The organism is Streptomyces sp. NPDC058145 (assembly GCF_042884245.1).
Lineage (GTDB): Bacteria > Actinomycetota > Actinomycetes > Streptomycetales > Streptomycetaceae > Streptomyces.
On the sequence record NZ_JBHVUH010000031.1, the window covers coordinates 1 to 26,425 of the forward strand.

The following is a 26,425-nucleotide window of genomic DNA, read 5'->3' on the forward strand; positions in this document are numbered from 1 at the left end:
ATGGCGAAGGGCGGCCCCCCGTTCTCCGGGGGCCGCCCTTCGCCATGCCTCAGGCGCCGGTTACTTCTTCTTGCCGCGCTTCTCGCGCACCCGCACGGAGATGTGGATCGGGGTGCCTTCGAAGCTGAACTCCTCGCGCAGTCGGCGCTCGATGAAGCGCCGGTAGCCGGCCTCGATGAAGCCGGAGGCGAAGAGGACGAACCGCGGCGGCTTGGTGCCGGCCTGGGTGCCGAACAGGATGCGCGGCTGCTTGCCGCCCCGGACGGGGTGCGGGTGGGCCGAGACCAGCCCGCCGAGGAAGGCGTTCAGCCGGCCGGTGGGTACCCGGGTCTCCCAGCCGTCGAGGGCGGTCTCGATCGCCGGGACCAACTTCTCCATGTGCCGGCCGGTACGGGCCGAGACGTTGACCCGGGGCGCCCAGGCGACCTGGGCGAGCTCGGTCTCGATCTCCCGATCCAGGTAGTAGCGGCGCTCCTCGTCGAGGGTGTCCCACTTGTTGAAGGCGAGGACGACCGCGCGGCCCGCCTCCACGGCCATGGTGACGATGCGCTGGTCCTGGACCGAGATGTTCTCGGAGGCGTCGATCAGGATGACGGCCACCTCCGCCTTCTCGACGGCGGCCGCGGTACGCAGCGAGGCGTAGTAGTCGGCGCCCTGCTGGAGGTGGACACGCTTGCGGATGCCCGCGGTGTCGACGAACTTCCAGGTCACGCCGCCCAGCTCGATCAGCTCGTCGACCGGGTCACGGGTGGTGCCGGCCACCTCGTTGACGACGACGCGCTCCTCGCCCGCCACCTTGTTCAGGAGGGAGGACTTGCCGACGTTCGGGCGGCCGATGAGGGCGATGCGGCGCGGACCGCCGACCGCGGTGCCGAAGGTCTGCTCGGGCGCCTCGGGCAGCGCCTCCAGGACGGCGTCCAGCATGTCGCCGGTGCCGCGTCCGTGCAGGGCGGAGACGGGGTGCGGCTCGCCGAGGCCCAGGGACCAGAGGTAGGTGGCGTCGGCCTCGCCGCTCGGGCCGTCGACCTTGTTGGCCGCCAGCACGACGGGCTTGCCCGCCTTGCGCAGCAGCCGTACGACCGCCTCGTCGGTGTCGGTGGCGCCGACCTTGGCGTCCACGACGAAGACGACCGCGTCGGCGGCCTCGATCGCGTACTCGGCCTGCGCGGCCACGGAGGCGTCGATGCCGAGGACGTCCTGCTCCCAGCCGCCGGTGTCGACCACCTTGAAGCGGCGGCCCGCCCACTCGGCCTCGTAGGTGACGCGGTCGCGGGTGACGCCGGGCTTGTCCTCGACCACGGCCTCACGCCGGCCGATGATCCGGTTCACCAGGGTCGACTTGCCGACATTGGGACGGCCGACGACGGCGAGCACGGGCAGCGGACCGTGGCCCGCCGCCTCGATGGCGCCCTCGACGTCCTCGACGTCGAAGCCCTCTTCCGCGGCGAGCTCCATGAACTCCGCGTACTCGGCGTCGCCGAGAGCCCCGTGGTCGTACTCGTGCTCAGCCGAGTCGCCGGGCTGGGTCTGGTCGTTCATGAAGTCCGTACCTCGTCGTTCATCGTGGTGATCGGTGGAGCGGCCCTGGTGGGCTGATCCACTACTCAAGTGTCGCTTGCCCTGCCCGGCGGATCAGGCCGGAGGAAATCAACGGTATCCGACCAGCCCCGCTCGGCGGCCTGATCCACCGGGCAGGGCTCAGCACCCGGTGAGGCGCCTGGCGTTCTCCAGGTGGCTGGTGAGCTGCTTCTGGATGCGCTCGGTCGCCTCGTCCAGCGCCCTGCGCGTGCGCCGTCCCGAACCGTCGCCCGCGTCGAACGGGTCGCCGAAGACGACGTCGACGCGGGAGCGCAGCGGGGGCAGCGCCTTTATCAACCGGCCGGGTCGCGCGGTACTTCCCAGTACGGCCACGGGCACGATCGGCGCCCCACCGCGCACCGCGAAGTACGCGAGCCCGGCCCGCAGCGAGGCGAAGTCGCCCTCGCCCCGGGTGCCCTCCGGGAAGATGCCCAGCACTCCCCCGGCCTCCAGCACGCCGAGGGCCTGGGTGATGGCGGTGCGGTCGGCGGAGGCGCGGTCCACCTTGAGCTGGCCGATGCCGGTCAGGAAGGGGTTCAGCGGGCCGACGAACGCCTCCCTCTTGATCAGGAAGTGCGTCGGCCGGGGCGAGACGCCCATGACCATCGGCCCGTCGATGTTGTGCGAGTGGTTCACGGCGAGGATCGCCGGACCGCTCGCGGGCAGCTTCCAGGCGCCGAGCACACGCGGCCGCCACAGCCCGTACATCAGGCCGACGCCGATGCGCCGCCCGACCTCGGCGCCCCGCTCCGACGGAAGGCTCACTTCCCGGCCCGCTTCTCCTCGACCAGGGTGACGACGCACTCGATGACCTGGGCGAGGGTGAGCTCGGTGGTGTCCACCTCGACCGCGTCGCCGGCCTTGGCGAGCGGGGAGGTCTTGCGGCTGGAGTCGGCGGCGTCCCGCTTGACCAGGGCCTCGCGGGTGGCGTGGACGTCGGCGCCCTTCAGCTCGCCGCTGCGGCGGGCCGCGCGGGCCTCCGGGGAGGCGGTGAGGAAGACCTTCAGGTCGGCGTCCGGCAGCACGGTGGTGCCGATGTCCCGGCCCTCGACCACGATGCCGAGCTCGGCGCCGGCCGCCAGCGAGCGCTGCAGCTCGGTGATCCGGGTGCGCACCTCGGGCACCGCGCTGACCGCGCTGACCCGGGAGGTGACCTCCTGGGTGCGGATCGGGGCGGCCACGTCGACGCCGTCGACCGTGATGGTCGGGGCGGACGGGTCGGTGCCGGAGACGATCTCCGGCTTGCCCGCGACGGCGGCGATGGCGGTCGGGTCCTCGAGGTCTATGCCGTTGGCCACCATCCACCAGGTGATGGCCCGGTACTGGGCGCCGGTGTCGAGGTAGCTCAGGCCGAGCTGGGCGGCCACGGCCTTCGACGTGCTCGACTTGCCCGTGCCGGAGGGGCCGTCGATCGCGACGATCACGGGCTTGGCGGTCGGGGCGCCGTTTTCCACGGGGGACACCTTCCTGGTGCGGTGCGGGGGCGGGGGGGCCGGAGCGCGAGAGCGCCCTGCACAAGGTTACTGGGTACGGGTGACCCGAACGGACGGCCGCCTTCCTACTGCCGCAGCGCCCAGCCCCGCTCACGCAGCGCCTCCTTCAGCCCGGGCGCGGCCTTGGGCTCGACCAGGAGCTGGACGAGACCGGCCTGCTGCCCCGTCGCGTGTTCGATCCGGACGTCCTCGATGTTGACCCCGGCCCGTCCCGCGTCCGCGAAGATGCGGGCGAGCTGGCCGGGCTGGTCGTCGATGAGGACGACGACGGTCTCGTACACGCGCGGCGCGCTGCCGTGCTTGCCGGGTACCCGCACCTGGCCCGCGTTGCCGCGGCGCAGCACGTCCTCGATGCCCGAGCCGCCCTCGCGGCGCTTGTCCTCGTCGGAGGACTGCAGGGCGCGCAGGGCGCGGACGGCCTCCTCCAGGTCGGCGGAGACGTCGGTGAGCAGGTCGGCGACCGGACCGGGGTTGGCGGAGAGGATGTCGATCCACATCCCGGGGTCGGAGGCGGCGATCCGGGTCACGTCCCGGATGCCCTGCCCGCACAGTCGTACGGCCGCCTCCTCGGCGTGCTCCAGGCGGGCCGCGACCATGCTGGAGACCAGGTGGGGCATGTGGGAGACGAGCGCCACGGCCCGGTCGTGGGCGTCGGCGTCCATGACGACCGGCACGGCCCGGCAGTGCGAGACCAGTTCCAGGGCGAGGTTGAGGACCTCGGTGTCGGTGTCCCGGGTCGGGGTGAGCACCCAGGGGCGGCCCTCGAAGAGGTCGCCGGTCGCGGCCAGCGGGCCGGACTTCTCCCGGCCGGACATGGGGTGGGTGCCGATGTAGGCGGACAGGTCGAGACCGCGCGCCTCCAGCTCGCGGCGCGGGCCTCCCTTGACGCTGGCCACGTCCACGTAGCCGCGCGCGGCGCCGCGGGCCATGGCGTCCGCGAGGACACCGGCCACGTGTGCGGGCGGGGCGGCGACGACGGCGAGGTCCACCGGGCCGTCGGGGGCCTCGTCGGTGCCGGCGCCCAGCGCGGCCGCCGTGCGGGCCTGCTCGGGGTCGTGGTCGGTGAGGTGGACGACGACGCCCCGCTGGGTCAGGGCGAGCGCGGCGGAGGTGCCGATGAGCCCGGTGCCGATGACGAGTGCGGTTCTCACTGGGCGATGTCCTTGCGCAGGGCGGCGGCGGCGCCGAGGTAGACGTGGGCGATCCGGGCGCGGGGCCGGTCCGACTCGATGTGCGCGAGCACCCGGACGACACGGGGCATGGCGCCCTCGATGTCCAGTTCCTGGGCGCAGATCAGGGGGACGTCGACGATCCCGAGCTTGCGGGCGGCGGCGGCCGGGAAGTCGCTGTGCAGGTCGGGGGTGGCCGTGAACCAGATGCTGATCAGGTCGTCGGCGGTGAGTCCGTTCCGCTCCAGGATCGCGGTGAGCAGCGCTCCGACCTGCTCGTCCATGTGCCCGGCCTCGTCCCGCTCCAGTTGGACGGCCCCCCGGACCGCTCGTACCGCCACGGCGCTGCTCCTTGCTGACATGCGTTTGGTTCCTGGCCCGTCCAGCCTAGCCATGCCCTGAGCGGCCGGGTGCCCGGCGCCCGCCCGCTGAGACGCGGGTCCGACCCGGTGACGGCCGTGTCTCCCCTCCCGCCTCTTCCTTCGACAGGAGCACCTTTGGTGCGAAGATGTCGCAAATCGTGGCTTTTCTTACTGGCGATGTTCGGAGTGACGACATGACCTACAGCACGACGCGGCGCACGGTTCTCGCGACGGGCGCGGCGGCGCTCGCCACCGGCTGCGGGGGCGGCGGCGGCGGTTCGACGGGCGCCTCCTCGTCGCCCGGCGGCCAGGAGCTGGCGAGCACGAGCGACATCCCCGAGGGCGGCGGCAAGATCTTCAAGGAGCAGAAGATCGTGGTCACCCAGCCGTCGAAGGGCGACTTCAAGGCCTTCTCGGCGATCTGCACGCACGAGGGCTGCACGGTGAGCAAGGTGGCCGACGGCACCATCGACTGCCCCTGTCACGGCAGCAGGTTCCACATCGCCGACGGCTCGGTGGCGCACGGCCCGGCGACCCGGCCGCTGCCCGCCGAGACGATCAAGGTGGAGGGAAATTCGATCCACCTGGCGTGAGCGGCCCGCGTACGCTCCCGGGATGCAGCCCGAGGACCTGGTACGCGACCACACGATCTACGCCTGCGTCATGGGTTCGCGGGCCTTCGGCCTGGCCACCGAGGCCAGTGACACCGACCGGCGGGGCGTCTTCCTCGCCCCCACTCCCCTGTTCTGGCATTTCGCGAAACCGCCGGCGCACGTGGAGGGGCCGGGCGAGGAGCGGTTCTCCTGGGAGCTGGAGCGGTTCTGCGAGCTGGCGCTGCGCGGCAACCCGAACATCCTGGAGTGCCTGCACTCCCCGCTGGTGGAGCACATGGACGACACCGGCCGCGAACTGCTGTCCCTGCGCGGCGCCTTTCTCTCCCGGCAGGTGTACGACACCTTCACGCGCTACGCCCTCGGCCAGCGCAGGAAGCTCGACGCCGACGTCCGCACGACGGGCGCCCCGCGCTGGAAGCACGCCATGCACCTGCTGCGTCTGCTGATGAGCGCCCGGGACCTGCTGCGCACCGGGGAGCTGCGGATCGACGTCGGCGACGAGCGGGAGCCGCTGCTGGCGGTGAAGCGGGGCGAGATCCCCTGGCCGGAGGTCGAGGCCCGCATGGCCCGTCTCGCGGCGCAGACCGAGGACGCCCTGCACGGCACCCCGCTGCCGCCGGAACCGGACCGCGCGCGCGTGGCCGGCTTCCTCTTCCGGGCGCGCCGGGACTCAGCCCGCCGGGCGGACGCGTACGACGAAGTCGTGCAGGGCGTCGTGCGCGCTTGAGGCGTCGGGCAGGGCTGAGGCGGCCTGCGCCTCGTCGAGCACGGCGTGCAGCCGCTCCACGTCGGCCTCCACGCGCGCGTGGTCGATGTCGGCGGTGACGTGCTCGCGCTCGGCCTTGGCGGCGATCAGCTCGGGCAGGTAGGCGGGCGCGTCCACCTGGTCCAGGAGGGTGGGCAGATGGGCCTGCACCTCGCCGCTGCGCATCAGATGGATGCCGGTGAGCAGCACGCGGAACGTGTAGAGCAGCGGCTTGAGTTCGCCGGTCTTGTCGAACAGCCGCCACTGGGTCACCGCGAACCCGCGGTAGTGGTGGGCGTGGTGGCTGGTGAGGACGCCCGGCGTGAGGGCGGCCAGTTCCCGGTGCTCCTCGGAGGTGTGCGCCACGAGGGGCGAGAGGAGCTGCTCCAGCACATAGCCGTTGCGCCGGAGCATCAGCCGGGCGAACTTGCGCACGTCGTGGGTGACGAGGTCCATCTCGACGCCGAACCGCACCCATGTCCGCGACCGCGTCTCCTCCGGTTCGCGCAGCCCGACCAGGTCCGCGGCGGGCAGCAGATGGGCGCCGCGCAGGTCGAGGTCGGAGTCCTCGGAGGGGAACCCGTACAGGTGGGCTCCGGAGACGGTCGCGAACAGCAGGGGGTGGGGCTGCTCGGCGATCACGGGCGTCAGGTCCATGTCGAGGTCGTCGATCATGGGTCTAAGCGTCCCAGAGCGCTCCCAGCGCCAACAGGTCGCCCCGGTACTCGATCCGCCCGGCCCAGTCGGCGGGCCAGGCGTCCGCGCCGAGCCAGGCGCCCGCGAAGGCCCCGGTGAGGCAGGCGATCGAGTCCGAGTCGCCCGAGGAGCAGGCGGCCCGGCGCAGGGCGGTGACGGGCTGGTCGGGGAAGAGCAGGAAGCACAGCAGCCCGGTGGCGAGGGCCTCCTCGGCGATCCAGCCCTCGCCGGTGGCCAGGCAGGGGTCGGTCTCCGGGGAGACGGTGCGCACGGCCTCCTGGAGGCGGCCGAGCATGTCCAGGCACTCGTCCCAGCCGCGCGCGATGAAGTGCTCGGGGCCGGGGTCCTGGGAGCGGGTCCACAAATCGCCGAGCCAGGTGTGGTCGTAGCGGGTGCGGTTGTCGTAGGCGTAACTGCGGAGCTGCCCGACGAGCCCGGCCGGGTCGGTGCCCCGGGCGAGCAGGTGCACGGCATGTGCGGTCAGGTCGGAGGCGGCCAGGGCGGTGGGGTGTCCATGGGTGAGCGCGGACTGCAACTGGGCGGCGCCGGCGCGCTGTTCCGCGGTCAGGCCGGGGGCGAGGCCGATGGGGGCGACGCGCATGTTGGCGCCGCAGCCCTTGGAGCCGACCTGGCTGGCGTCCTGCCAGCCGCGGCCCTCCTCCTTGAGCAGGTCGCACGCGGTCAGGCAGGTGTTGCCCGGGGCGCGGTTGTTGTCCGGCGACAGGTACCAGTCCACGAACTCCTCGCGCAGCGGCCGCTCCAGCCGCTTCGGGGCGAGGTACCCGCGCTCCATGGCCGTGCGGAGCCCGCGGCCGAGGGCGAGGGTCATCTGGGTGTCGTCCGAGACGAGGGCGCGCCGCGGCAGCTCCATCTCCCGCCAGGGGCCGCACTTGGCGAGGATCGAGGGGACGTCGTTGAACTCGGTCGGGAAGCCGAGGGCGTCCCCGAGGGCGAGGCCGAGGAGGGAGCCGGTGGCGGCGCGTTTGCTCGGGCGGGTGGTGGTCATGCGGGGCTTCCCTCCCGGGACGGTCGGAGCAGGGGCGGGTGCAGGGCGGTGGCGGGTCCCGCGCGGTAGAGGGCGGCCGGCTTGCCGCGGCCGCCGGTGAGCCGGGCGGCGCCGGGGACGGGTTCGACGAAACCAGGGGTGGCGAGCACCTTGCGGCGGAAGTTGGGCCGGTCCAGGGCGATGCCCCACACCGTCTCATAGACCTGCTGCAGCTCGCCGAGGGTGAACTCGGGCGGGCAGAAGGCGGTGGCGGCGCGGGTGTTCTCCAGCCGGTCGCCGACGCGTTCGTGGGCGTCGGCGAGGATGCGGTCGTGGTCGAAGGCGAGCGGCCCCACCGAGCCGTACGGCAGCCAGCGGGCCTGGGCCGCGTCGCCGCCGCCGCGGGGTTCGGGGGGCTCGGGCAGCAGCGCGGTGAACGCGACGGAGACGACCCGCATCCGTGGGTCGCGGCCCGGCTCGCTGTAGGTGCGCAACTGCTCCAGGTCCAGCCCGGAGACGTCGTCCAGGCCGGTCTCCTCGGCGAGTTCGCGCCGGGCGGCCGTCTCCGCCGACTCGTCGGGCAGCAGGAAGCCGCCGGGCAGCGCCCAGTCACCGGCGTACGGCTCCTGCCCGCGCTCGACCAGCAGCACATGCAGCGCGCCCTCGCGGACGGTCAGGACGGCGAGGTCGACGGTGACGGCGAAAGGCTCGTAGGCGTGCTTGTCGTAACCCCGCAGCACGGACACCCCCTTTAATAGTCACTGCGACTATAAAAGGGGGTGTCCGGAAGCACAACCTCTTTAGAGGTCGACCTCCTGCAAGAGCATCCCGACCTCGGTGTTGGACAGGCGGCGCAGCCAGCCCGACTTCTGGTCGCCGAGGGTGATCGGGCCGAAGGCGGTGCGCACCAGCTTCTCGACCGGGAAGCCGGCCTCGGCGAGCATCCGGCGCACGATGTGCTTGCGGCCCTCGTGCAGGGTCACCTCGACCAGGTAGTTCTTGCCGGTCTGCTCGACCACCCGGAAGTGGTCCGCGCGCGCGTAGCCGTCCTCCAGCTGGATGCCGTCCTTCAGACGCTTGCCCAGGTCGCGCGGGATGGGGCCGACGATGGCCGCGAGGTACGTCTTCTTCACGCCGTACTTCGGGTGGGTCAGCCGGTGCGCCAGCTCGCCGTGGTTGGTGAGCAGGATGACACCCTCGGTCTCGGTGTCGAGCCGGCCGACGTGGAAGAGCCGCGTCTCGCGGTTGGTGACGTAGTCACCGAGGCACTGGCGGCCCTCCGGGTCCTCCATGGTGGAGACGACGCCGGCGGGCTTGTTGAGCGAGAAGAACTGGTACGACTGCGTGGCGACGGTCAGGCCGTCGACCTTGACCTCGTCCTTCTCCGGGTCCACCCGGCGGCCCTGCTCCAGCACGATCTCGCCGTTGATCTCGACCCGGGCCTGCTCGATCAGCTCCTCGCAGGCGCGGCGGGAGCCGTAGCCCGCGCGCGCGAGCACCTTCTGCAGCCGCTCGCCCTCCTGCTCGGCGCCGGGGAAGGTCTTGGGCGGTTTGACGTCCTTCTTGCCCGCGTACCGCTCCCGGTTGCGCTCCTCGACCCGGGTCTCGTACTCGCGCGAGCGCGCCGGGGCCGAACGGCCGCCGCGCTGCTGGGACTGCTTCGGGCCGCCCTTGGCGCCGCCGCGCGCGGAGCCGCCGCGCCCGGACTTGGGGCCCTCCTGGGAGGCCGCGGGGCCCACGTCGTAGCGGCGCTCCTCGGGGCGGGGCTTGCGGGGCCGGTCCTGCCCCTGCTTCTGGTCCCTGTCGTTGCCGGCACCGCGGTAGTTACCGCGCCCGCCGCTCTTGCCGCTGCCGCTGCTTCGCATCAAGGTTTCCGTCTTAGTCGTCTGCGTCCTGACCGCCGGGCGCGTCGGGCGCGTCCGGGTCGAACGACGGGACTCCCTCCTGGGTCTCGGCCTCGATCGCCTCCGCCTCCGGGAGGAAGGGCGCGAGCTCCGGAAGTTCGTCCAGGCCGCGCAGGCCCATCCGTTCCAGGAAGTAGTTCGTCGTCCTGTACAGGATCGCACCTGTTTCGGGTTCCGTGCCCGCCTCCTCGACCAGACCGCGCTGCAGGAGGGTGCGCATCACGCCGTCACAGTTCACTCCGCGCACGGCGGATACACGGCTGCGGCTGACCGGCTGGCGGTAGGCGACGACCGCGAGGGTCTCCAGCGCGGCCTGGGTGAGACGGGCCGTCTGGCCGTCCAGGACCAGCCGCTCCACGGCGGGCGCGTACTCGGCACGGGTGTAGAAGCGCCAGCCGCCCGCGACGAACCGCAGCTCGAAGCCGCGGCCCTGCACGGTGTAGTCGTCGGCCAGCTCGCGCAGCGCGTCCCCGATCTGCCGCTTGGGCCGCTCCAGGATCCGGGCCAGGTGTTCCTCGGTCGCGGGCTCGTCCACGACCATGAGGACCGCTTCGAGGGCGGGCTTGAGGTCGAGCCCGGCGACGGCGCGCAGGCCCGCGGGCGCGTCGGTGGGCACTTCGGTGGCGCCGTCGGGTGCCTCGGTGGTCCCGGCGGGTGCCTCGGTGGTCTCGCTCACGCCTTCTTCTCCTCCTTGGGCTCCTCGGGCGGCCGGTCGAACTCGTCGGTGACCATCGGTGACACCTCCGTGTCCCCGCCGGTCCAGCGCACCAGCAGCTCCCCGAGGGCGACCTCCTGCTCCAGGGCGACGGCCTTCTCCCGGTACAGCTCCAGCAGCGCCAGGAAGCGGGCCACGACGGTGAGGGTGTCGTCGGTGTCCTCGACCAGCGCCCGGAAGCTGGCCTCGCCCAGTTCCCTGAGCCGCGCCACCACGATCCCCGCCTGTTCCCGCACGCTGACCAGCGGGGCGTGGATGTGGTCGACGTAGACCTGCGGCTTGGCCTTCGGCTGCATGGCCTTGACGGCGAGCCTGGCGAACCCCTCGGGGCCGATGCTGATGACGACCTCGGGCAGCAGCTCGGCGTGCTGGGGTTCGAGGCCGACGGTGCGTGGGTGGCGGCGGGCCTCCTCGTCCAGGCGCTCGTTGAAGATGTCGGCGATCCGCTTGTAGGCGCGGTACTGCAGCAGCCGCGCGAAGAGCAGGTCCCGGGCCTCCAGCAGCGCGAGGTCGGCCTCGTCCTCGACCTCGGCGGCGGGCAGCAGCCGGGCGGCCTTGAGGTCGAGCAGCGTGGCGGCGACGACGAGGAACTCGGTGGTCTGGTCCAGGTCCCAGTCGGGGCCCATGGCCCGGATGTGCGCCATGAACTCGTCGGTGACCTTGGACAGCGCGACCTCGGTGACGTCCAGCTTGTGCTTGGAGATGAGCTGGAGCAGCAGATCGAACGGCCCCTCGAAGTTGGCGAGCCGAACCTTGAAGACACCGTCGGCGGCGGTCTCCCCGGCATCACCGTCTGCGGCCCGCCCGGCCCCGGAACCAGCGGCGACGCCATCGGACGCCGGTTCCTGCCGGGCCGACGGCCCGGGTTCGGCGGTCGCCGGCGCCTGAGCGGTGTCTCCCCCCGCCGCGCCCGGCTCCGCGGGGGCGGGCTCGCCCGCGGCCGGTGGTTCGGGTTCGGTCGGGGCCGGAGCGGTGTCCGGCGGGGGTGTCGGCGCGGGCTCCGGCGGAGCCGTGTGCGGCTCCGCGGGTCGGAGGTGGGGCGTGCCAGGTCCACGGCCCAGCGCACGCCTGCGGCCGGCAGCGGGGCCGGAGGCGGGGGCGTCGTTCGGGGTCATGGCCGTCGCAGGCTATCGCTTTGCGCCCGCTCGGCCGACTACCGACCCCGCAGCCGCCGTACCAGGATGCTCGCGTCCCCTCGGGACTCCAGGTCGGCCAGGACCACGGCGACCGCCTCGCGGACGATACGGCCGCGGTCCACGGCGAGGCCGTGCTCGCCCCGCAGGACCAGTCGCGCGTGTTCGAGGTCCATCAGTTCCTCGGCGGACACGTACACCGTGATCTTCTCGTCGTGCCGTTCGCGCCCGCTGGGCCGCCGGTTCGCCGCCCGCCCGCGCTTGCGCGGCTGCGCGGCCGCGGAGGCGTCGGCGGCGGCCGAACCCTCGGGCGGCGCCTGGCGCCGGGACGGCCGGGTGCGGGACTCGGCGGTCTCGGCCTCCGCGTCCGCCGCGGCGTGCTCCGCGCCCTCTCCGTCACCACCCTGGACGGGCACCGACGGCGGCGCGTCCTCGGCGGCCACGCCGTCCCTCTCCCCCGCGGGAGCCGGCACCCGGGCCTCGCCGTTGGCCCCGCGCCGGGGCGTGGACGGCTGGAGCGCCATCCCCCCTGTCGTACGGAACAGTTCGTCGGCCCCGGGCAGACTCACTCGGCGTGACACCGGGCGAGCACCTCCCTGGCGAGCTGGCGGTAGGCGGCGGCACCGACGGAGTTGGAGGCGTACGTGGTGATCGGCTCACCGGCGACGGTGGTCTCCGGGAAGCGGACCGTGCGGCCGATGACCGTGTGGTAGACGTGGTCGTCGAACGCCTCGACCACGCGCGCGAGCACCTCACGGCTGTGCACCGTGCGCGAGTCGTACATCGTGGCGAGGATGCCGTCGAGCTCCAGGTCGGGGTTGAGCCGCTCCTGGACCTTCTCGATGGTCTCGGTCAGCAGGGCCACACCGCGCAGCGCGAAGAACTCGCACTCCAGCGGAACGATCACCTTGTGGGCGGCCGTCAGCGCGTTGACCGTGAGCAGGCCCAGCGAGGGCTGGCAGTCGATCACGATGTAGTCGTAGTCGTCCATCAGCGGCTTGAGCGCCCGCTGCAGGGTCGACTCGCGCGCGACCTCGGAGACCAGCTGGACCTCGGCGGCCGACAGGTCGATGTTGGAGGGCAGCAGGTCCATGTTGGGGACCGCCGTCTTCAGCAGGACCTCGTCCGCCGACATGCCCCGCTCCATGAGCAGGTTGTAGACGGTGAGGTCGAGCTCCATGGGGTTGACGCCGAGACCCACCGACAGCGCGCCCTGCGGGTCGAAGTCCACGAGCAGCACGCGCCGGCCGTACTCCGCGAGCGCGGCACCCAGGTTGATGGTCGACGTGGTCTTGCCGACGCCGCCCTTCTGGTTGCACATCGCGATGATCTTCGCGGGGCCGTGGTCGGTCAGCGGGCCGGGGATCGGGAAGTACGGCAGCGGGCGTCCGGTCGGACCGATGCGCTCACGGCGCTGGCGGGCCGCGTCGGGCGCGAGCGTGGCCGCGTACTCGGGATCGGGCTCGTACTCGGCGTCGGGGTCGTAGAAGTGCCCCTCGGGCAGTTCGTCGTAGACGGCGAATTGGTTGTGGGGCGCGCCACTTCCGTCGCCGGCCCTGGCGTTCACGTGATGGCCATCCATGCTGTGGTGTGCTGTCCGGACCGTCTGCGGACCCGGAGTCTGGTGGGCTGCGAAGGTGCGCACAGCGACGCAGCCGACAGCCTCGAATCCCGCGGAACCGGCCTGGCCCCGTACCGGCATTCCTGGTTGACCACCCCCGGGAGTAAATGTCGACTCATTCACAAGTCGTCTTACCTCCTTGGTGACCAGGAAACTTCTAGACAAGGTCAGCGTGGCACCATGCCGACGGTTGGCGACTCTATGGCGTGTCGGCGGTCCGCAGCAACACAATCCGCCGGACCCGGCAGGATGTGTCGGCAATGAAACATCCCTCTGTCAAGGGCGTACGGGCGTCGCACAGCAGGTTTCACCGGTGTGCGAATCGGTCGAAGGGTTACGTTCGAGGCGAGTTGACCGCAAGTGGCAAAGTGACCATACACACATCCGGCCGGACCTTGTCGGGCAAGGTCCGGCCGGGCGTCCGGTGTTGACGATGCGTGTTGACGAATCGCCTTTCACCCGTTGGCGACTTGGCGACATGCCAGGTCGCGGGGGTCAGCCGAGCAGGGACTCCAGCTCCACGTGCTCCAGGCCGTGGGCCTCGGCGACCTCCTTGTAAACGACCTTGCCGTCATGGGTGTTGAGACCCTTGGCGAGCGCGGCGTCGCGGCGCAGCGCCTCCACCCAGCCGTTGTTGGCGAGGGAGACGATGTACGGCAGCGTGGCGTTGGTGAGGGCGTTGGTGGAGGTGTTCGGCACCGCGCCCGGCATGTTGGCGACGCAGTAGAAGACCGAGTTGTGGATGCGGAAGGTCGGCTCGGCGTGCGTCGTGGCACGGGAGTCCTCGAAGCAGCCGCCCTGGTCGATCGCGATGTCGACAAGGACACTTCCGGGCTTCATGCGCGACACCAGCTCGTTGGTGACGAGCTTCGGGGCCTTGGCGCCCGGGATGAGCACCGCGCCGATGACGAGGTCGGCGTCCAGGACGGCCTTCTCCAGCTCGAAGGAGTTGGACATGATGGCCTTGACCTTGGTACCGAAGACCTTGTCGGCCTCGCGCAGCTTGTTGATGTCGCGGTCGAGCAGGGTCACGTCGAAGCCCATGCCGACGGCGACCTGGGTGGCGTTCCAGCCGGAGACGCCACCGCCGATGACGACGGCCTTGGCCGGGGTCACGCCCGGCACACCGCCCGGCAGCACTCCGCGGCCGCCGGCCGGGCGCATCAGGTGGTAGGCGCCGACCTGCGGGGCCAGCCGGCCCGCGACCTCGGACATCGGGGCGAGCAGCGGCAGCGCGCGGTTCGGCAGCTCGACGGTCTCGTACGCGATGGCCGTGGTGCCGGACTCGATGAGCGCGTCCGTGCACTCCTTGGAGGCGGCCAGGTGCAGGTAGGTGAAGAGGATCTGGTCCTTGCGGAGGCGGTGGTACTCCTCCGCGACCGGCTCCTTGACCTTCAGCAGCAGGTCGGCGGCGGCCCACACCTCGTCGGCGGTGCCGAGGATCGTGGCACCGGCGGAGACGTACTCCTGGTCCGTGATCGAGGAGCCGAGTCCGGCGCCCCGCTCGACGACGACCTGGTGGCCGTTGCGCACCAGCTCGTGCACACCGGCGGGGGTGATGGCCACCCGGAACTCGTTGTTCTTGACCTCGCGGGGGATGCCGACCTTCACGTCGATCACGGTCCTTGGCTCAGAGGGTATGGGGGTGCAGTACAAGACGTACCCAGACATGCAGGGGCATACCGGGAGACACCGCAGGAGAACGAGCGGCAGAGCCAGTCTAATGAAGGTGTTCCGACTGTCTAGCCTTTCATTGCATCAATCTTCGCTCACGGCAGTACGGATTTCGCAGGCGTCCTCGCCGTATTTCGGAAGGACGTCGTCCTCCCGCGCCCCGTTACCCAGCATGCGCTCGGCCGCGGCCCGGTGCAGATGGGCGGCCGCGGGGTCGCCGAGCCGGTCCAGGGTGTCGGCCAGCCTGAGCTGCAGGGCGGCCTGCAACCGGGCGTCCTGGGCGCGCCGTGCCCACTCCACCGCCTCCCGGCAGGTGTGCAGCGACTCCTCGGGCCGCCCCGCGTACTCCTGCACCCGGGCCACCTCGCTCAACGCCCGTGCGTGGGCGGCCACATCACCGTCCCTGCGGTACCCGGCGGCGGCCGCGCGCCAGTTCCTGAGCGCCTCGCCGTAGCGCCCCGCGTAGGTGTGGGCGGTGCCCGTACGGCCGTACAGCCGGGCGGCCCCGGCGCGCTCGCCGCGGGCCAGCCGCTCGGCCAGCGCCCGGCCGAACCAGTCCGCGGCCCGGTCGTAGTCCCCCAGCTCCTGGTGGGCGCCGCCTACGGATTCCATCGCGCGGCCGGTCGCGTACGGGTCGTTCGCCTCGCGTCCGGCGTCCAGCGCGGCCCGGTAGCGGGCCAGCGCGTCCCTGGTGCGGCCGGTCTGCGCGTCCACGTCGCCGAGGTTCAGCAGGGCAGCGGCCCGCTCCCGGTGCAGCCCGCGCCGCTCGGCGACATCGAGGACGAGGCCGTGGACCTCGTACAGGTCGGGTGCGGCCGCCTGCGCGCCGAAGTGCGCCGCCATGGCCCTGACCAGCTGGGACATCAGCCGGCGGGCGAGGGTGTCCAGCTCACCGTCGGCGACGGCCATGCGGGTGGCGGCCAGCAGGGCGGCCCTGCGCACACGCAGCCACTCGGCGGCCACGCGGGGCGTGGGGAAGCGCAGCGCCGGGGGCATCTCCCGTAGCTTCTCCCGGGCCTGCGGGCTGTCCGTCTCGGTGATCACCCGGCAGGACTGCAGCAGCCGTACGTTGCGCTCCAGCATCCGGGCCCGGGCGAGCTGGAGCTCACCCGGGCGCTCCTGGCTCTCGGCGCGGGCGCGCAGCAGCGGGTGCAGGCAGCCGGGGACGACGTACTCGGGCAGCGGGGAGTCCACCGCGCGCAGCAGGCCGAGCGCGACGAACTCCTTCAGCGCGGCACCGGCGGTGCCCACCGAGCAGCCGGCCAGGGCGGAGGCGGTGTGCGGGTCGACCAGGCCGGCCGGGGCCAGGCACAGCAGGCGCAGTATCCGGGCGGCCTGGCCGGGAAGCTGGTCGTGGACGAGCCGGAAGACCCGGGCGAGCGGGGTCCCCTCGGCGCCGTCGTCGGCGTCCGCGTGCAGCCGTTTGGCGAGATCGGAGACGGCCGCCTGGGGCCGGGAGGCGAGCCAGCCGCCGGCCAGGGTGAGCGCGGCCGGCTGGCCCTGGCAGGCCTCGGCGAGGCTCTCGGCGGAGCGCGGGTCGACGGTGATGCGGACCGAACCGGTGTAGCGGGTGAGGAGTTCCACCGCCGACTTGGTGTCGAGACCGCCCAGGGTGCAGGGGCGGACGTCGGCGATGCCGGTGAGCGGGCCGCCGGCGACGGCGACGACCAGGCAGTCGGGGGCGTCCGGCAGCAGCGCGTCGACCTGCTCGGCGCCGGCCGCGTCGTCCAGCAGGAGCAGCGCCCGCCGGCCGGCGAGGGCCGTGCGCAGCACCTCGGTCAGGTCGTCCTCCGCGGCCCCGGCGGGAGCCGGCACGTCGAGCGCTGCGAGCAGGTCGCGGGCGGTGCGCGCGACCGGTACGGGGGTGCCGCCGGGCTCGCTGAGCCGGGCCCGCAGCACTCCGTCGGGGTAACGCTCGGCAACCTGCCGGGCGAGTTCCCCGGCCAGGGCGGTCCGGCCGGAGCCGGGGCGTCCCGCGATGAGGAGCACGCGCGCGCGGGGTGCCTTGCGGCCGGAGAGGGTGTCCAGGCCCGCCCGCTCGATGTCGGCGCGCAGTCCCTTCAACTCCCGCGTACGGCCCAGGAAATGGTCCTCCGCGGGCGGATGCGCGGGCAGCCGCGCGCCGTCTGTGTCCACCGGCTGATCCGTCACGGGCCACACTCCCGTCCCACCGCACGCGCAAGCCCGCCGGGTCCTCCCGGAACAGGCATTTCCAGAGCCTAGTTCACGCTCTGCGACGTTCCGGTGGGAGCGCGGCGGGCAGATCCCCCGATCGGATCAGGCGATCGTCACACCAATGCGCGGGCGGGTGGGACCGGGCCCCGGACGGGGTGGGTCCGGGACCGGGGTGAGCGGGGCCGGGGCGGCCGCCGGGACCCTTCCCGGGACTCGGTGCTCAGGACTCGAAGGGACGCGCGGGCCAGGGCGCGTCGGCGGGGCGCAGGCTGTCCAGGCCGTCCCCGCCCCGGGCGGCGACCAGCGAGAGGACGCCCACCACGAGGCAGTTGTTGTGCACATCGCCGGAGAGCACCAGGCGCACCAGGTCGTCGACCGGCACGCGCGCGTGCTCCATGTCGGTCTCCTCGTGCTCCGCCTCGAACCGTTCGCCCTCGGCCTCCGAGAGATCACGGGCGAGGAAGATCCGTACGGCCTCGTCGCAGCCGCCGGGGGTGGTGTACACGTCGGTCAGCACCCGCCAGTCCTCGGCCTTGACGTGCGCCTCCTCGTACAGCTCGCGCTGGGCGGCGTGCAGCGGGTTCTCGCCGGGCACGTCGAGCAGGCCGGCCGGGATCTCCCACAGCTTGTGCCGCACCGGGTGCCGGTACTGGTTGATGAGCAGCACCCGGTCCTCCTCGTCCAGGGCGAGGACGGCGACCGAGCCGGGGTGCACCTGGTAGTCGCGGCGGACCACCGAGCCGTCGGGCATGACGACCTCGTCCGTGCGCACGGAGGTCTTGTTGCCCGTGAAGGGGGTCTCCGTCGCCCGGATCTCCCACTCCGCGGGGGTGTCCTTGATCGTCATGCCCTGTCCTTCCACACGTGCACGAGCGGCCGGGGCGCGATCCATCTGAATGGGCGCGCCCCGGCCACCGTACAACTCTTGTGTTACTTCGAGATCTTCCGCTCGACCGAGGCCTTCACCAGCCCGGCGAAGAGCGGGTGCGGACGAGTCGGCCGCGAGCGCAGCTCGGGGTGCGCCTGCGTGGCGACCAGGTAGGGGTGGACGTCGCGCGGGTACTCCACGTACTCCACGAGCTTGCCGTCCGGCGAGGTGCCCGAGAAGAGGATGCCGGCCTTCTTCTCCAGCTCCGCGCGGTAGGCGTTGTTCACCTCGTAGCGGTGGCGGTGCCGCTCCTCGACGTACTCCTTGTCGTCGTACACCTCGCGGACGATGGAGCCCTCGGCCAGCTTCGCCGGGTACATGCCGAGCCGCATGGTGCCACCCATGTCGCCCTCACCGGCGACGATGTCCATCTGCTCGGCCATCGTGGAGATGACCGGGTGGGCGGTGGCCGGGTCGAACTCGGTGGAGTTGGCGTCCGGGATGTCGGCGAGGCTGCGCGCGGCCTCGATCACGATGCACTGCAGGCCCAGGCAGAGGCCGAGCAGCGGGATCTTGTTCTCGCGGGCGAAGCGGATCGCGCCGACCTTGCCGAGCACACCGCGGTCGCCGAAGCCGCCCGGGATGCAGATGCCGTCGACGTCGCCGAGCTGCGCCTTGGCGCCGGCCGGGGTCTTGCACTCGTCGGAGGTGACCCACTTGATCTTGACGCGGGCCTTGTTGGCGAACCCGCCGGCGCGCAGCGCCTCGGTGACCGACAGATAGGCGTCGGGCAGGTCGATGTACTTGCCGACGAGGGCGAGGGTGATCTCGTGGTCGGGGTTGTGGACGCGGTCCAGCAGGTCGTCCCAGGTCCTCCAGTCGACGTCCCGGAAGGACAGGTCGAGCTTGCGCACGACGTAGGCGTCCAGGCCCTCGGAGTGCACGACCTTCGGGATGTCGTAGATCGAGCGGGCGTCCGGGCAGGCCACGACGGCGGCCTCGTCGACGTCGCACATCAGCGAGATCTTGCGCTTGATGGCGGTCGGCACCTCACGGTCGCAGCGCAGCACGATGGCGTCCGGCTGGATACCGATGTTGCGCAGGGCGGCGACGGAGTGCTGGGTCGGCTTGGTCTTCAGCTCACCGGAGGGGCCGATGTACGGCAGCAGCGAGATGTGGACGACGAAGACGTTGTCCCGGCCGACCTCGTGGCGGACCTGGCGGACGGTCTCCAGGAACGGCAGCGACTCGATGTCGCCGACCGTGCCGCCGACCTCGGTGATCACCACGTCGACCTCGTCCGTCGCCATGCGGCGGATGCGGTGCTTGATCTCGTTGGTGATGTGCGGGATGACCTGCACGGTGTCGCCCAGGTACTCGCCGCGCCGCTCCTTGGCGATCACGGTCGAGTAGACCTGACCGGTGGTGACGTTGGCGGATCCGTCCAGGTCCCGGTCGAGGAAGCGCTCGTAGTGGCCGATGTCCAGGTCGGTCTCGGCGCCGTCGTTGGTGACGAACACCTCACCGTGCTGGAAGGGGTTCATCGTGCCCGGGTCGACGTTGAGGTACGGGTCCAGCTTCTGCATCACGACGCGCAGGCCGCGGGCCTTGAGCAGCATGCCCAGGCTGGAGGCGGTGAGGCCCTTGCCGAGCGAGGAGGCGACACCCCCGGTGACGAAGATGTGCTTGGTCGTCGTAGATTTCGGCGGCATGGCCAAGAGGGGGCTCCCGTGGTCGCTGTCTGTCGTGCGGTACGGCTGCCGGTCCGGATGCTTCCGGTGGCCGCCGTCGCTGCGGTTCGGGGGTTCTTCCACCACCGGTCCACGGGCTACCAGCGTAACAGCGCCCGGACGAGATGGCTCCCGGCCACGCTCCGCGCCCGGTCCTGCACACAGTGGTCCGATTCGGGGGGCGTCGTCGGCACACCCGTATACACACGCGCGCATTCGTCACATGCTCATCACCCGCTGCTCACTCGTTCGGCCCACACGGGTTGCCGGGAGCGGCACGCAGATCATCTACGTGCGTCGTATCCTGCTCGGACACTCACCTGCCGAGCCCGTCCGGAACGACGGCACACCCCGCCCGCAGCACCCGGAACAACGAGAGCGCGGCAGTTCGTTGAGCAAGAGCTGTCGTTTTTGCCCCAGGGCTCGGCGGGCTGCTTTGCTTTCACCGCTCAACGACACATAAAAACCACCCCTTGACCGCACTAGCGACAGCCCCCTGCGCGGGGGTGACGTGGCCGTTCGACTGGAGTTGCACGTGGCCGGGCGCATCGAAGACTACGCACTCATCGGAGACATGCAGACCGCTGCCCTGGTCTGCCGGGACGGCACAGTCGACTGGCTGTGCCTGCCCCGCTTCGACTCGCATGCCATCTTCGCCGGCCTGCTGGGCACCGAGGAGCACGGCTTCTGGCGGCTCGGCCCGGCGCACGCGGCCGACTCCCAGCCGCCCACGGCCGCCCGGCGCAGCTACCGGGGCGACTCGCTGATCCTGGAGTCCGAGTGGGACACCCCGCGCGGCACCGTGCGCGTGACCGATTTCATGCCCCCGCGTGACGGCGCCCCGCAGCTGATCCGGATCGTGGAGGGCGTCACCGGCCGGGTGCCGATGCGCTCGGCGCTCAGGATGCGGTTCTCCTACGGCCGGGTCGTGCCCTGGGTGCACAAGCACGAGGGCCGCACGGTGGCGGTCGCCGGACCCGACTCGGTGTGGTTCGACACACATGCCGAGACCTACGGCAAGGCGCTGACGACCTACGCCGACTTCACCGTCGCCCCGGGTGACCGGATCGCGTTCACGATCTCGTGGCAGCCCTCGCACAAGCAGCCGCCGCCACTGCCGGAGCCGGAGACGTCGCTGGAGGCGACCGAGGACTTCTGGCGCGAGTGGGTCGAGCACTGTACGTACCACGGTCCGTACCGCGAGGCCGTGGTCCGCTCGCTGATCACCCTGAAGGCGCTGACCTACGCCCCCACCGGCGGCATCGTCGCGGCCCCCACCACCTCCCTGCCCGAGGACATCGGCGGCGTCCGCAACTGGGACTACCGCTACACCTGGCTGCGCGACGCGGCGATCACCCTGTCCTCGCTGCTGCGCACCGGTTACCGCGAGGAGGCCCGCGCCTGGCGCGAGTGGCTGCTGCGCGCGGTCGCCGGCGACCCCGAGAACCTGCAGATCATGTACGGCATCGCGGGCGAGCGCGAGCTGGGCGAGGCCGAACTCGACTGGCTGCCGGGCTACGAGCACTCGGCCCCGGTCCGGGTGGGCAACGGTGCCGCGCACCAGCTCCAGCTCGACGTGTACGGCGAGGTCACCGAGGCCCTGCACCTGGCCCACATGACGGGTCTGGCCCGCAACGACTACGCGTCCCTGCTCCAGCTGAAGCTGATCCGCTACCTGGAGGACCACTGGCAGGAGCCGGACGAGGGCATCTGGGAGGTGCGCGGCCCGCGCCGGCACTTCGTGCACTCCAAGGTGATGGCCTGGGTGGCCGTGGACCGCACGATCAAGCTGATCGAGTCCGGTGACGCGGACGGCCCGCTGGAGCGCTGGAAGGAACTGCGCGACGACATCCACCGGGACGTGTGCGAGAGGGGCTACGACAAGGAGCGCAACACCTTCACGCAGTCCTACGGCTCCCGAGAGCTGGACGCCTCCCTGCTGCTGATCCCGCAGATGGGCTTCCTGCCGCCGGACGACAAGCGGGTGATCGGCACCATCGAGGCGATCCAGCGCGAGCTGTCCACCTCGGACGGATTCATCCTGCGCTACCCCACCGAGGGCAAGGACGAGGGTGTCGACGGCCTCCCCGGCGATGAAGGGGCCTTCCTCGCCTGCTCGTTCTGGATGGCGGACGACCTGGCGATGATCGGCCGCGTGGACGAGGCCAGGAAGCTGTTCGAGAAGCTCCTCGTGCTGCGCAACGACCTCGGGCTGCTCGCCGAGGAGTGGGACCCGCGACTGCAGCGCCAGGTCGGCAACTTCCCGCAGGCGTTCAGCCATGTGCCGCTGATCGACACCGCACTGCGGCTGACGGCCTCGGGGGCGTACGGCGGCTGAACGCGACCGGGTGAGCCGCCCCGCCTAGGCTGGAGAGGCACTATTGCCCCTTTTCGGAAGGGGGCGGCCATGGCTTCCCCTTCGAAGGCGGGCGCGGCCCTCGCCGCGCTGCGCGAAGATCTGGCCGGCGTCGTGTTCGCCCCCTCGGACCCGGGCTACGACGAGGCCCGCGCCGTCTTCAACGCGATGATCGACCGGCGGCCGGCCGTGATCGCCCAGTGCGCGGGCCCGGCCGACGTGGTCCGCGCCGTACGGTTCGCCCGGGACCTGGACCTGCCGGTCGCGGTGCGCGGCGGCGGGCACAGCGTCGCCGGCACGGCCCTGGGTGACGGCGCCGTGGTGGTGGACCTGCGCCGGATGCACGGGGTGACCGTGGACCCGACGGCCGAGGCGGTCCGGGTGGAGGGCGGCGCCACGATGAGTCATCTGGACCGGGCCACCCAGCCGCACGGCCTCGCCACCACCGGCGGCCGGGCCTCGACCACCGGCGTCGGCGGTTTCGTCCTCGGCGGCGGCACCGGCTGGCTGGACCGCGCCTTCGGCTACGCCGCCGACAACCTGCTCGGTGTGGAACTGGTGACCGCGAACGCCGAGCGGGTGCACGCGAGCGCCGACGAGAACCCGGAGCTGTTCTGGGCCCTGCACGGCGGCGGCGGCAACTTCGGCGTCGCCACCGCGCTCACCCTGCGGCTGTACGAACTGCCCGAGTTCTCCATCGCCCTGCTGCTCTACCTGCCGCAACTGGGCCAGGACGTGGTCCGCATCTTCCGGGAGGTCGTCACCACCGGCCCCGACGAGGTGAGCGGCGCCGTGCTGTATCTGACCGGGCCGCCCGAGGAGTTCGTACCGGCGGAGCTGGTGGGCAAGCTGGTGTGCGCCGCGCTGCTGACCTACGCGGGCGGCGAGGCCGACCTGCGCAAGCTCGCCGAGCCCCTGCTGGCGCTGCCCCACGAGGCGGAGATCGTCGGCGCGATGCCGTACGCCGACGTCCAGTGCATGCTGGACGATCCGCCCGGGCAGCGGAACTACTGGTCGGCGGAGTACGTGACCGGTCTGCCCGACGAACTGGTGGACGTCTACTGCGCCCGCGCGGAGACCATGCCGGTGCCGACCAGCACCCAGCACCTGCTGTTCCCGCAGGGTGGCGCGATCGCCGCCGGTCCGCACGAGTACCCCGTGCCCTACCGGGACGCGCCCTGGGCGGTGCATCCCTTCGCCATCTGGCAGGACCCGGCCGACGACGAGCGGGCGGTCGCCTGGGTGCGCGAGGTCCGTGCCGGCGTCCGGCCGTGGAGCACCGGTGCCGTCTACCTCAACTTCATCGGGGACGAGGGCCGGGACCGGGTCAGGGCCGGACTGGGCGAGGGGAACCTGCTGCGGCTGGAGAAGGTGAAGCGGTCCTTCGACCCCGACAACGTGTTCCGCTTCAACCACAACATCCGCCCGGTGTAGGTCCTTTCGTCCGGGTCGGGCCGGATCAGGGAGCGGGGTCCGGTGTGAGTGGGCCACCTCCCACACCTTGCGGGCAGTGGGGGAGCCGCGCGAGGCGGAGGAGGGCGCCATGGCCGAGCCATGGCAACCGACGACAACGCGGCGAGGGGCGGCACCAGGGCCTGCGAGCCCGGCCTGACCCGATCGAGAGGCCCTGAGCCGGGACACACGCTGTCGCCCGGGCGTTTGCGCAGGTAGCGTCCGCTGCATGGACAGCGGTACGGAGAGCAGACTCGCCACTCAGGGCGCCGGGATCACCGTTCAGCGGGCGCTGGAGCTGCCGGGGCTGCGCAGCGGACTGCCCGAGATCCTGGCGGGCGGCGACCGGCTGGGGCGCACCGTGCGCTGGGTGCACGCGGGCGAGGTGCCGAACATCGCCTCGCTGCTCAAGGGCGGCGAGCTGCTGCTCACCACCGGCTACGGACTCGGTACCCGGCCGGCCGAGCAGCGGGCGTTCGTGCGCACCCTCGCCGAGCGGGGGATCGCCGCGCTGGTGGTGGAGCTGGGGCCGCGGTTCGCGCGGCTGCCCGCGGCACTGGTGGACACCGCCCGCGCCGCCGGGCTGCCGCTGGTCCAGCTTCATCGCGAGGTGCCCTTCGTGACGGTCACCGAGGAGATCCACACGGAGATCGTCAACGGGCACTACGCGCTGCTGCAGCGCGCCGAGGAGGTGCACCGGCGGTGCACGGAGGCGCTGCTGGGCGGTGGCGGGGTGCCTCAAGTGCTCGGCATCCTGGCCGACTTCTGCGCCAACCCGGTGTTCCTGGAGACGGCGGACGGCCGGCTGCTGTACGCCGCCGGGTCGGGACCGGAGGGCGCCGACCCGCTGCAGGTGTGGGAGGGGCTGCGCGGTCCGCACAAGGACGCGCCGCCGCCGGCCGGTTCGGTGCTCGTGGACGTTCCCGGCGGTGCGCCCGGGGCGGGGCCGGGGGCGGTACGGGCCCGGCTGGTGCTGCTGCCGGTCCGCTCGCCGCTGGCTCCGGTGCACCGGATGGCCGCGGAGCGGGCGGCGGGCATCCTGGCCGTGGTGCTGATGCAGGCCCGGCAGGAGGAGGAGCTGGCCGCGCGCGGCCGGGGCGACTTCCTCACCGACCTGGCGGAGGGCCGTATCACGGCGGAGGACGCCCCGGCGCAGGCCCGCGTCCTCGGGTTCAAGCCGGGCGGCAGCCCGCTGCTGCCGGTGGTGATGCGGGCCGGGGACTCCCTGTCCCCGGCCGGGGGCTGGGCGGTGCTGGCGCGCGCGGTCTCCGAGGAACTGGCCTCGGTGGGGGTGCCGGTGCTGCTGGGTGTCCGGCCGGTCGAGGGGCGGGTGCTGGTCCTGCTCGGGCTGCGCGCGGAGTCGGAGCGGCCGGCGGTCGCGGACCGGGTGGCGGCGGCGCTGCGGGCGGGCGTGGAACGGGCCGGGATGCGGCGGCCGGGCGCGGCCCCGCCGGTCGTGGTCGTCGGAGTGGCCGGCGGCTGGGCGGCCGCGTCGGCCGGGCTCCGGCACGCGGCGGAGACGGCGACGGCGGCGCAGGGCCTGACCGACCGGCCCTGGTACGACGCCCGCCGCCTCGACATCGACCTGCTGCTGTGGCGGCTGCGCGACCACCCGGACCTGGCGGCGTTCGTGGACCGCGCGATCGGCCCGCTGCGTGACCACGACCACCGCTCCAAGCCGCCGCTGCTGCCCACCCTGGAGACCTATCTCGCGCACGCGGGCCGCAAGGCGGAGACCGCCCGCGAACTGCACCTCAACCGGCAGACCCTCTACAACCGCCTCGCCCGCATCGGCGAGTTGCTGGGCACCGACCTCGACGACCCGCAGACGGTACTGGCCCTGAGCCTGGCGCTGCGCGCCCGCCGCCACACGCCTTAGGGAAGGGGTCGGGGCTGGGTGAGTTCGTCGTAGACGCTCAGGACCTGGGCGACGGTCTCATCCTCGGTCGGCCAGGTCGCGGCCTGCCTCGGACCCCGCTCGCGCAGCAGTTCACGGCGTCCGGGATCGGCGAGGAGCCGGACGACGGTGGCCGCGAGGGCCTCCGCGTCGCCGTACGGGACGAGTTCGGCGGCCTCGCCGACGAGGTCCGGGAGGGCGCCGACGCAAGTCGCCACCAGCGGCACGCCCGCCTGCAGCGCCTCCTGGGCCAGGACGGACCGGGACTCCCACCTGCTGGTCAGCAGCGCCAGATCGGCGGCCGCGAGCAGCTCGGCCACGTCGTCGCGGCGCCCGACGAGCCGTACCGGCAGCTCCTCGTCCTCGATCCGCCGCTGCAGTTCGGACCGCAGCGGCCCCTCCCCCGCTACGACGACCAGCGGGACGGGGTCGAGATCGCGCCAGGCGCGGGCCGCGTCCAGCAGGACGTCGTAGCCGCGCTGCCGGTCGAGGGAGCCGACGGCCATGAGCAACGGGCGTCCGGTGGCGCCGAGTTCGGCGCGGAGTTTGGGCCGCCCCTGGTCGGTGTCGTCATGGTCGGCGCGACGGCGCCGGCCGGGCAGGGCCACGGCGGCCAGCCGGGCGTCCCGCGCCCCGGTGCGGCGGGCCCGGTCCACCAGGTCGGAGGTGGTGCCGAGCACCACGGCGGCGGTGCGCACCACGCGCCGCTCCAGCAGCCGCAGCAGATGCGCCCGCGCGCCCTCCGCCCGGGCCCGGTTGTGCCAGGTGACCACCAGCGGGGTGGCGCGCCCGCTGAGCGCGAGCACGGCGCGGAAGGAGGCGTGCAGACCGTGGGCGTGCACGAGGTCGGCGCCGGCGCAGGCGGCCCGGAGCGCGGCCACGGAGGCCGGGTCGGTACTGCGCGGCACGTGCACATGGTCGGCGCCGGTCCCGGTGAAGTCGTAGGCGTGGTCGGCCTCGACGGGGGCGCACACCGTGACCCGCACGCCCCGGGCGACGAGCCCTTCGGCCAGGGAACGTACGTGCGCGCTGCTGCCGGCGTTGCCCCCGCCCAGCACCTGCACGGTGCGCAGCGGCGACTGGCCGTGCGGTGCGTTGCTGCTCACGGGGCTCACGGGGCCGGGGGCTCCTGATTCGGGGCGGGCGTCACGAGAAAACGTACCGAAGGTAGCGGTCCGGGAAGACCGAAAGGACGTACCGCGCGCCTCCCGCACGAACCGCGTCCACCACCAAGCATGCCAGGACGTACGGCCGTTCC

The 26,425-nt window shown here is 72.5% G+C and carries 23 protein-coding genes; 5 read left to right on the forward strand and 18 right to left on the reverse strand.

The genetic code is table 11. From position 1 onward, the window contains the following. Positions 1 to 60: 60 nt before the first annotated feature. From der to aroH, 5 genes are all read right to left on the reverse strand, one after another. Entirely contained in the window at positions 61 to 1,539 is a 1,479-nt protein-coding gene (der, locus tag ACFVVO_RS37390) for a ribosome biogenesis GTPase Der (RefSeq protein ID WP_390061187.1), read from the reverse strand. 159 nt (positions 1,540 to 1,698) lie between these two features. After that, positions 1,699 to 2,286: a lysophospholipid acyltransferase family protein gene (locus tag ACFVVO_RS37395; RefSeq protein ID WP_390061229.1), complete on the reverse strand. Its 588-nt coding sequence runs from the start codon at positions 2,284 to 2,286 to the stop codon at positions 1,699 to 1,701. 53 nt (positions 2,287 to 2,339) lie between these two features. After that, positions 2,340 to 3,032 (reverse strand): (d)CMP kinase, encoded by a 693-nt coding sequence (cmk, locus tag ACFVVO_RS37400; protein WP_390061189.1) that lies wholly within the window; start codon positions 3,030 to 3,032, stop codon positions 2,340 to 2,342. A 104-nt stretch (positions 3,033 to 3,136) separates the two neighbouring features. Continuing rightward, positions 3,137 to 4,222 carry a prephenate dehydrogenase gene (locus tag ACFVVO_RS37405; protein WP_390061190.1) on the reverse strand — a complete coding sequence of 362 codons (1,086 nt, stop codon included), beginning with the start codon at positions 4,220 to 4,222 and terminating at the stop codon, positions 3,137 to 3,139. Further along, on the reverse strand, positions 4,219 to 4,581 hold the full coding sequence (gene aroH, locus ACFVVO_RS37410; protein ID WP_390061192.1) for a chorismate mutase: 363 nt from the start codon (positions 4,579 to 4,581) through the stop codon (positions 4,219 to 4,221). Before aroH ends, ACFVVO_RS37405 begins: the two co-directional genes overlap by 4 nt. Positions 4,582 to 4,796: 215 nt before the next feature. On the opposite strand from aroH, the gene ACFVVO_RS37415 reads away from it, so the two are divergent. After that, positions 4,797 to 5,195 carry a Rieske (2Fe-2S) protein gene (locus tag ACFVVO_RS37415; RefSeq protein WP_390061193.1) on the forward strand — a complete coding sequence of 133 codons (399 nt, stop codon included), beginning with the start codon at positions 4,797 to 4,799 and terminating at the stop codon, positions 5,193 to 5,195. 22 nt (positions 5,196 to 5,217) lie between these two features. Next, positions 5,218 to 5,943, forward strand: coding sequence for a DNA polymerase beta superfamily protein (locus tag ACFVVO_RS37420; protein ID WP_390061194.1), 726 nt, complete (start codon positions 5,218 to 5,220; stop codon positions 5,941 to 5,943). On the opposite strand, the gene ACFVVO_RS37425 is transcribed toward ACFVVO_RS37420, so the two are convergent. The 12 genes from ACFVVO_RS37425 to ACFVVO_RS37480 form a co-directional block, all read right to left on the reverse strand. Beyond that, positions 5,887 to 6,636 carry a DNA polymerase beta superfamily protein gene (locus ACFVVO_RS37425; protein ID WP_390061196.1) on the reverse strand — a complete coding sequence of 250 codons (750 nt, stop codon included), beginning with the start codon at positions 6,634 to 6,636 and terminating at the stop codon, positions 5,887 to 5,889. The genes ACFVVO_RS37420 and ACFVVO_RS37425 overlap by 57 nt on opposite strands. A 4-nt stretch (positions 6,637 to 6,640) precedes the next feature. Beyond that, positions 6,641 to 7,663, reverse strand: coding sequence for an ADP-ribosylglycohydrolase family protein (locus tag ACFVVO_RS37430; RefSeq protein ID WP_390061197.1), 1,023 nt, complete (start codon positions 7,661 to 7,663; stop codon positions 6,641 to 6,643). Further along, complete coding sequence (locus ACFVVO_RS37435) at positions 7,660 to 8,388, reverse strand: NUDIX domain-containing protein (protein ID WP_390061198.1); 729 nt, start codon at positions 8,386 to 8,388, stop codon at positions 7,660 to 7,662. The genes ACFVVO_RS37430 and ACFVVO_RS37435 overlap by 4 nt, the downstream gene beginning before the upstream one ends. Before the next feature lie 54 nt (positions 8,389 to 8,442). Beyond that, positions 8,443 to 9,507, reverse strand: a complete 1,065-nt coding sequence (locus ACFVVO_RS37440; protein WP_390061200.1) for a pseudouridine synthase — start codon at positions 9,505 to 9,507, stop codon at positions 8,443 to 8,445. Positions 9,508 to 9,520: 13 nt separating this feature from the next. Then, positions 9,521 to 10,162, reverse strand: a complete 642-nt coding sequence (scpB, locus tag ACFVVO_RS37445; RefSeq protein WP_390061230.1) for an SMC-Scp complex subunit ScpB — start codon at positions 10,160 to 10,162, stop codon at positions 9,521 to 9,523. Positions 10,163 to 10,218: 56 nt separating this feature from the next. After that, the gene (locus ACFVVO_RS37450; RefSeq protein ID WP_390061201.1) at positions 10,219 to 11,376 is read right to left on the reverse strand and encodes a segregation and condensation protein A; all 1,158 of its coding nucleotides are present in this window, start codon (positions 11,374 to 11,376) and stop codon (positions 10,219 to 10,221) included. Positions 11,377 to 11,414: 38 nt separating this feature from the next. Further along, positions 11,415 to 11,975, reverse strand: coding sequence for a hypothetical protein (locus tag ACFVVO_RS37455; RefSeq protein ID WP_390061202.1), 561 nt, complete (start codon positions 11,973 to 11,975; stop codon positions 11,415 to 11,417). After that, the gene (locus tag ACFVVO_RS37460) at positions 11,960 to 13,096 is read right to left on the reverse strand and encodes a ParA family protein (RefSeq protein ID WP_390061204.1); all 1,137 of its coding nucleotides are present in this window, start codon (positions 13,094 to 13,096) and stop codon (positions 11,960 to 11,962) included. Before ACFVVO_RS37460 ends, ACFVVO_RS37455 begins: the two co-directional genes overlap by 16 nt. A 414-nt stretch (positions 13,097 to 13,510) precedes the next feature. Then, positions 13,511 to 14,635: an alanine dehydrogenase gene (gene ald, locus ACFVVO_RS37465; protein ID WP_390061205.1), complete on the reverse strand. Its 1,125-nt coding sequence runs from the start codon at positions 14,633 to 14,635 to the stop codon at positions 13,511 to 13,513. Between the two features lie 138 nt (positions 14,636 to 14,773). Then, positions 14,774 to 16,840: a tetratricopeptide repeat protein gene (locus ACFVVO_RS37470; RefSeq protein ID WP_390061206.1), complete on the reverse strand. Its 2,067-nt coding sequence runs from the start codon at positions 16,838 to 16,840 to the stop codon at positions 14,774 to 14,776. 244 nt (positions 16,841 to 17,084) lie between these two features. Further along, complete coding sequence (locus tag ACFVVO_RS37475) at positions 17,085 to 17,711, reverse strand: NUDIX domain-containing protein (protein WP_390061208.1); 627 nt, start codon at positions 17,709 to 17,711, stop codon at positions 17,085 to 17,087. 83 nt (positions 17,712 to 17,794) lie between these two features. Further along, entirely contained in the window at positions 17,795 to 19,444 is a 1,650-nt protein-coding gene (locus tag ACFVVO_RS37480) for a CTP synthase (RefSeq protein ID WP_390061209.1), read from the reverse strand. A 553-nt stretch (positions 19,445 to 19,997) separates the two neighbouring features. Between ACFVVO_RS37480 and ACFVVO_RS37485 the strand changes: the two genes are divergently transcribed. The 3 genes from ACFVVO_RS37485 to ACFVVO_RS37495 all read left to right on the forward strand — a co-directional run bounded on the left by ACFVVO_RS37485 (position 19,998) and on the right by ACFVVO_RS37495 (position 25,149). Beyond that, complete coding sequence (locus ACFVVO_RS37485) at positions 19,998 to 21,800, forward strand: glycoside hydrolase family 15 protein (RefSeq protein ID WP_390061231.1); 1,803 nt, start codon at positions 19,998 to 20,000, stop codon at positions 21,798 to 21,800. Positions 21,801 to 21,869: 69 nt separating this feature from the next. Then, a complete protein-coding gene (locus ACFVVO_RS37490; RefSeq protein WP_390061211.1) occupies positions 21,870 to 23,252 on the forward strand; it encodes an FAD-binding oxidoreductase in 1,383 nt (460 codons plus the stop codon). A gap of 247 nt (positions 23,253 to 23,499) precedes the next feature. Further along, positions 23,500 to 25,149, forward strand: coding sequence for a PucR family transcriptional regulator (locus tag ACFVVO_RS37495; RefSeq protein ID WP_390061212.1), 1,650 nt, complete (start codon positions 23,500 to 23,502; stop codon positions 25,147 to 25,149). On the opposite strand, the gene ACFVVO_RS37500 is transcribed toward ACFVVO_RS37495, so the two are convergent. Then, positions 25,146 to 26,282: a glycosyltransferase family 4 protein gene (locus ACFVVO_RS37500; protein ID WP_390061214.1), complete on the reverse strand. Its 1,137-nt coding sequence runs from the start codon at positions 26,280 to 26,282 to the stop codon at positions 25,146 to 25,148. The two genes, ACFVVO_RS37495 and ACFVVO_RS37500, sit on opposite strands and share 4 nt — an antisense overlap. Positions 26,283 to 26,425: the final 143 nt, after the last annotated feature.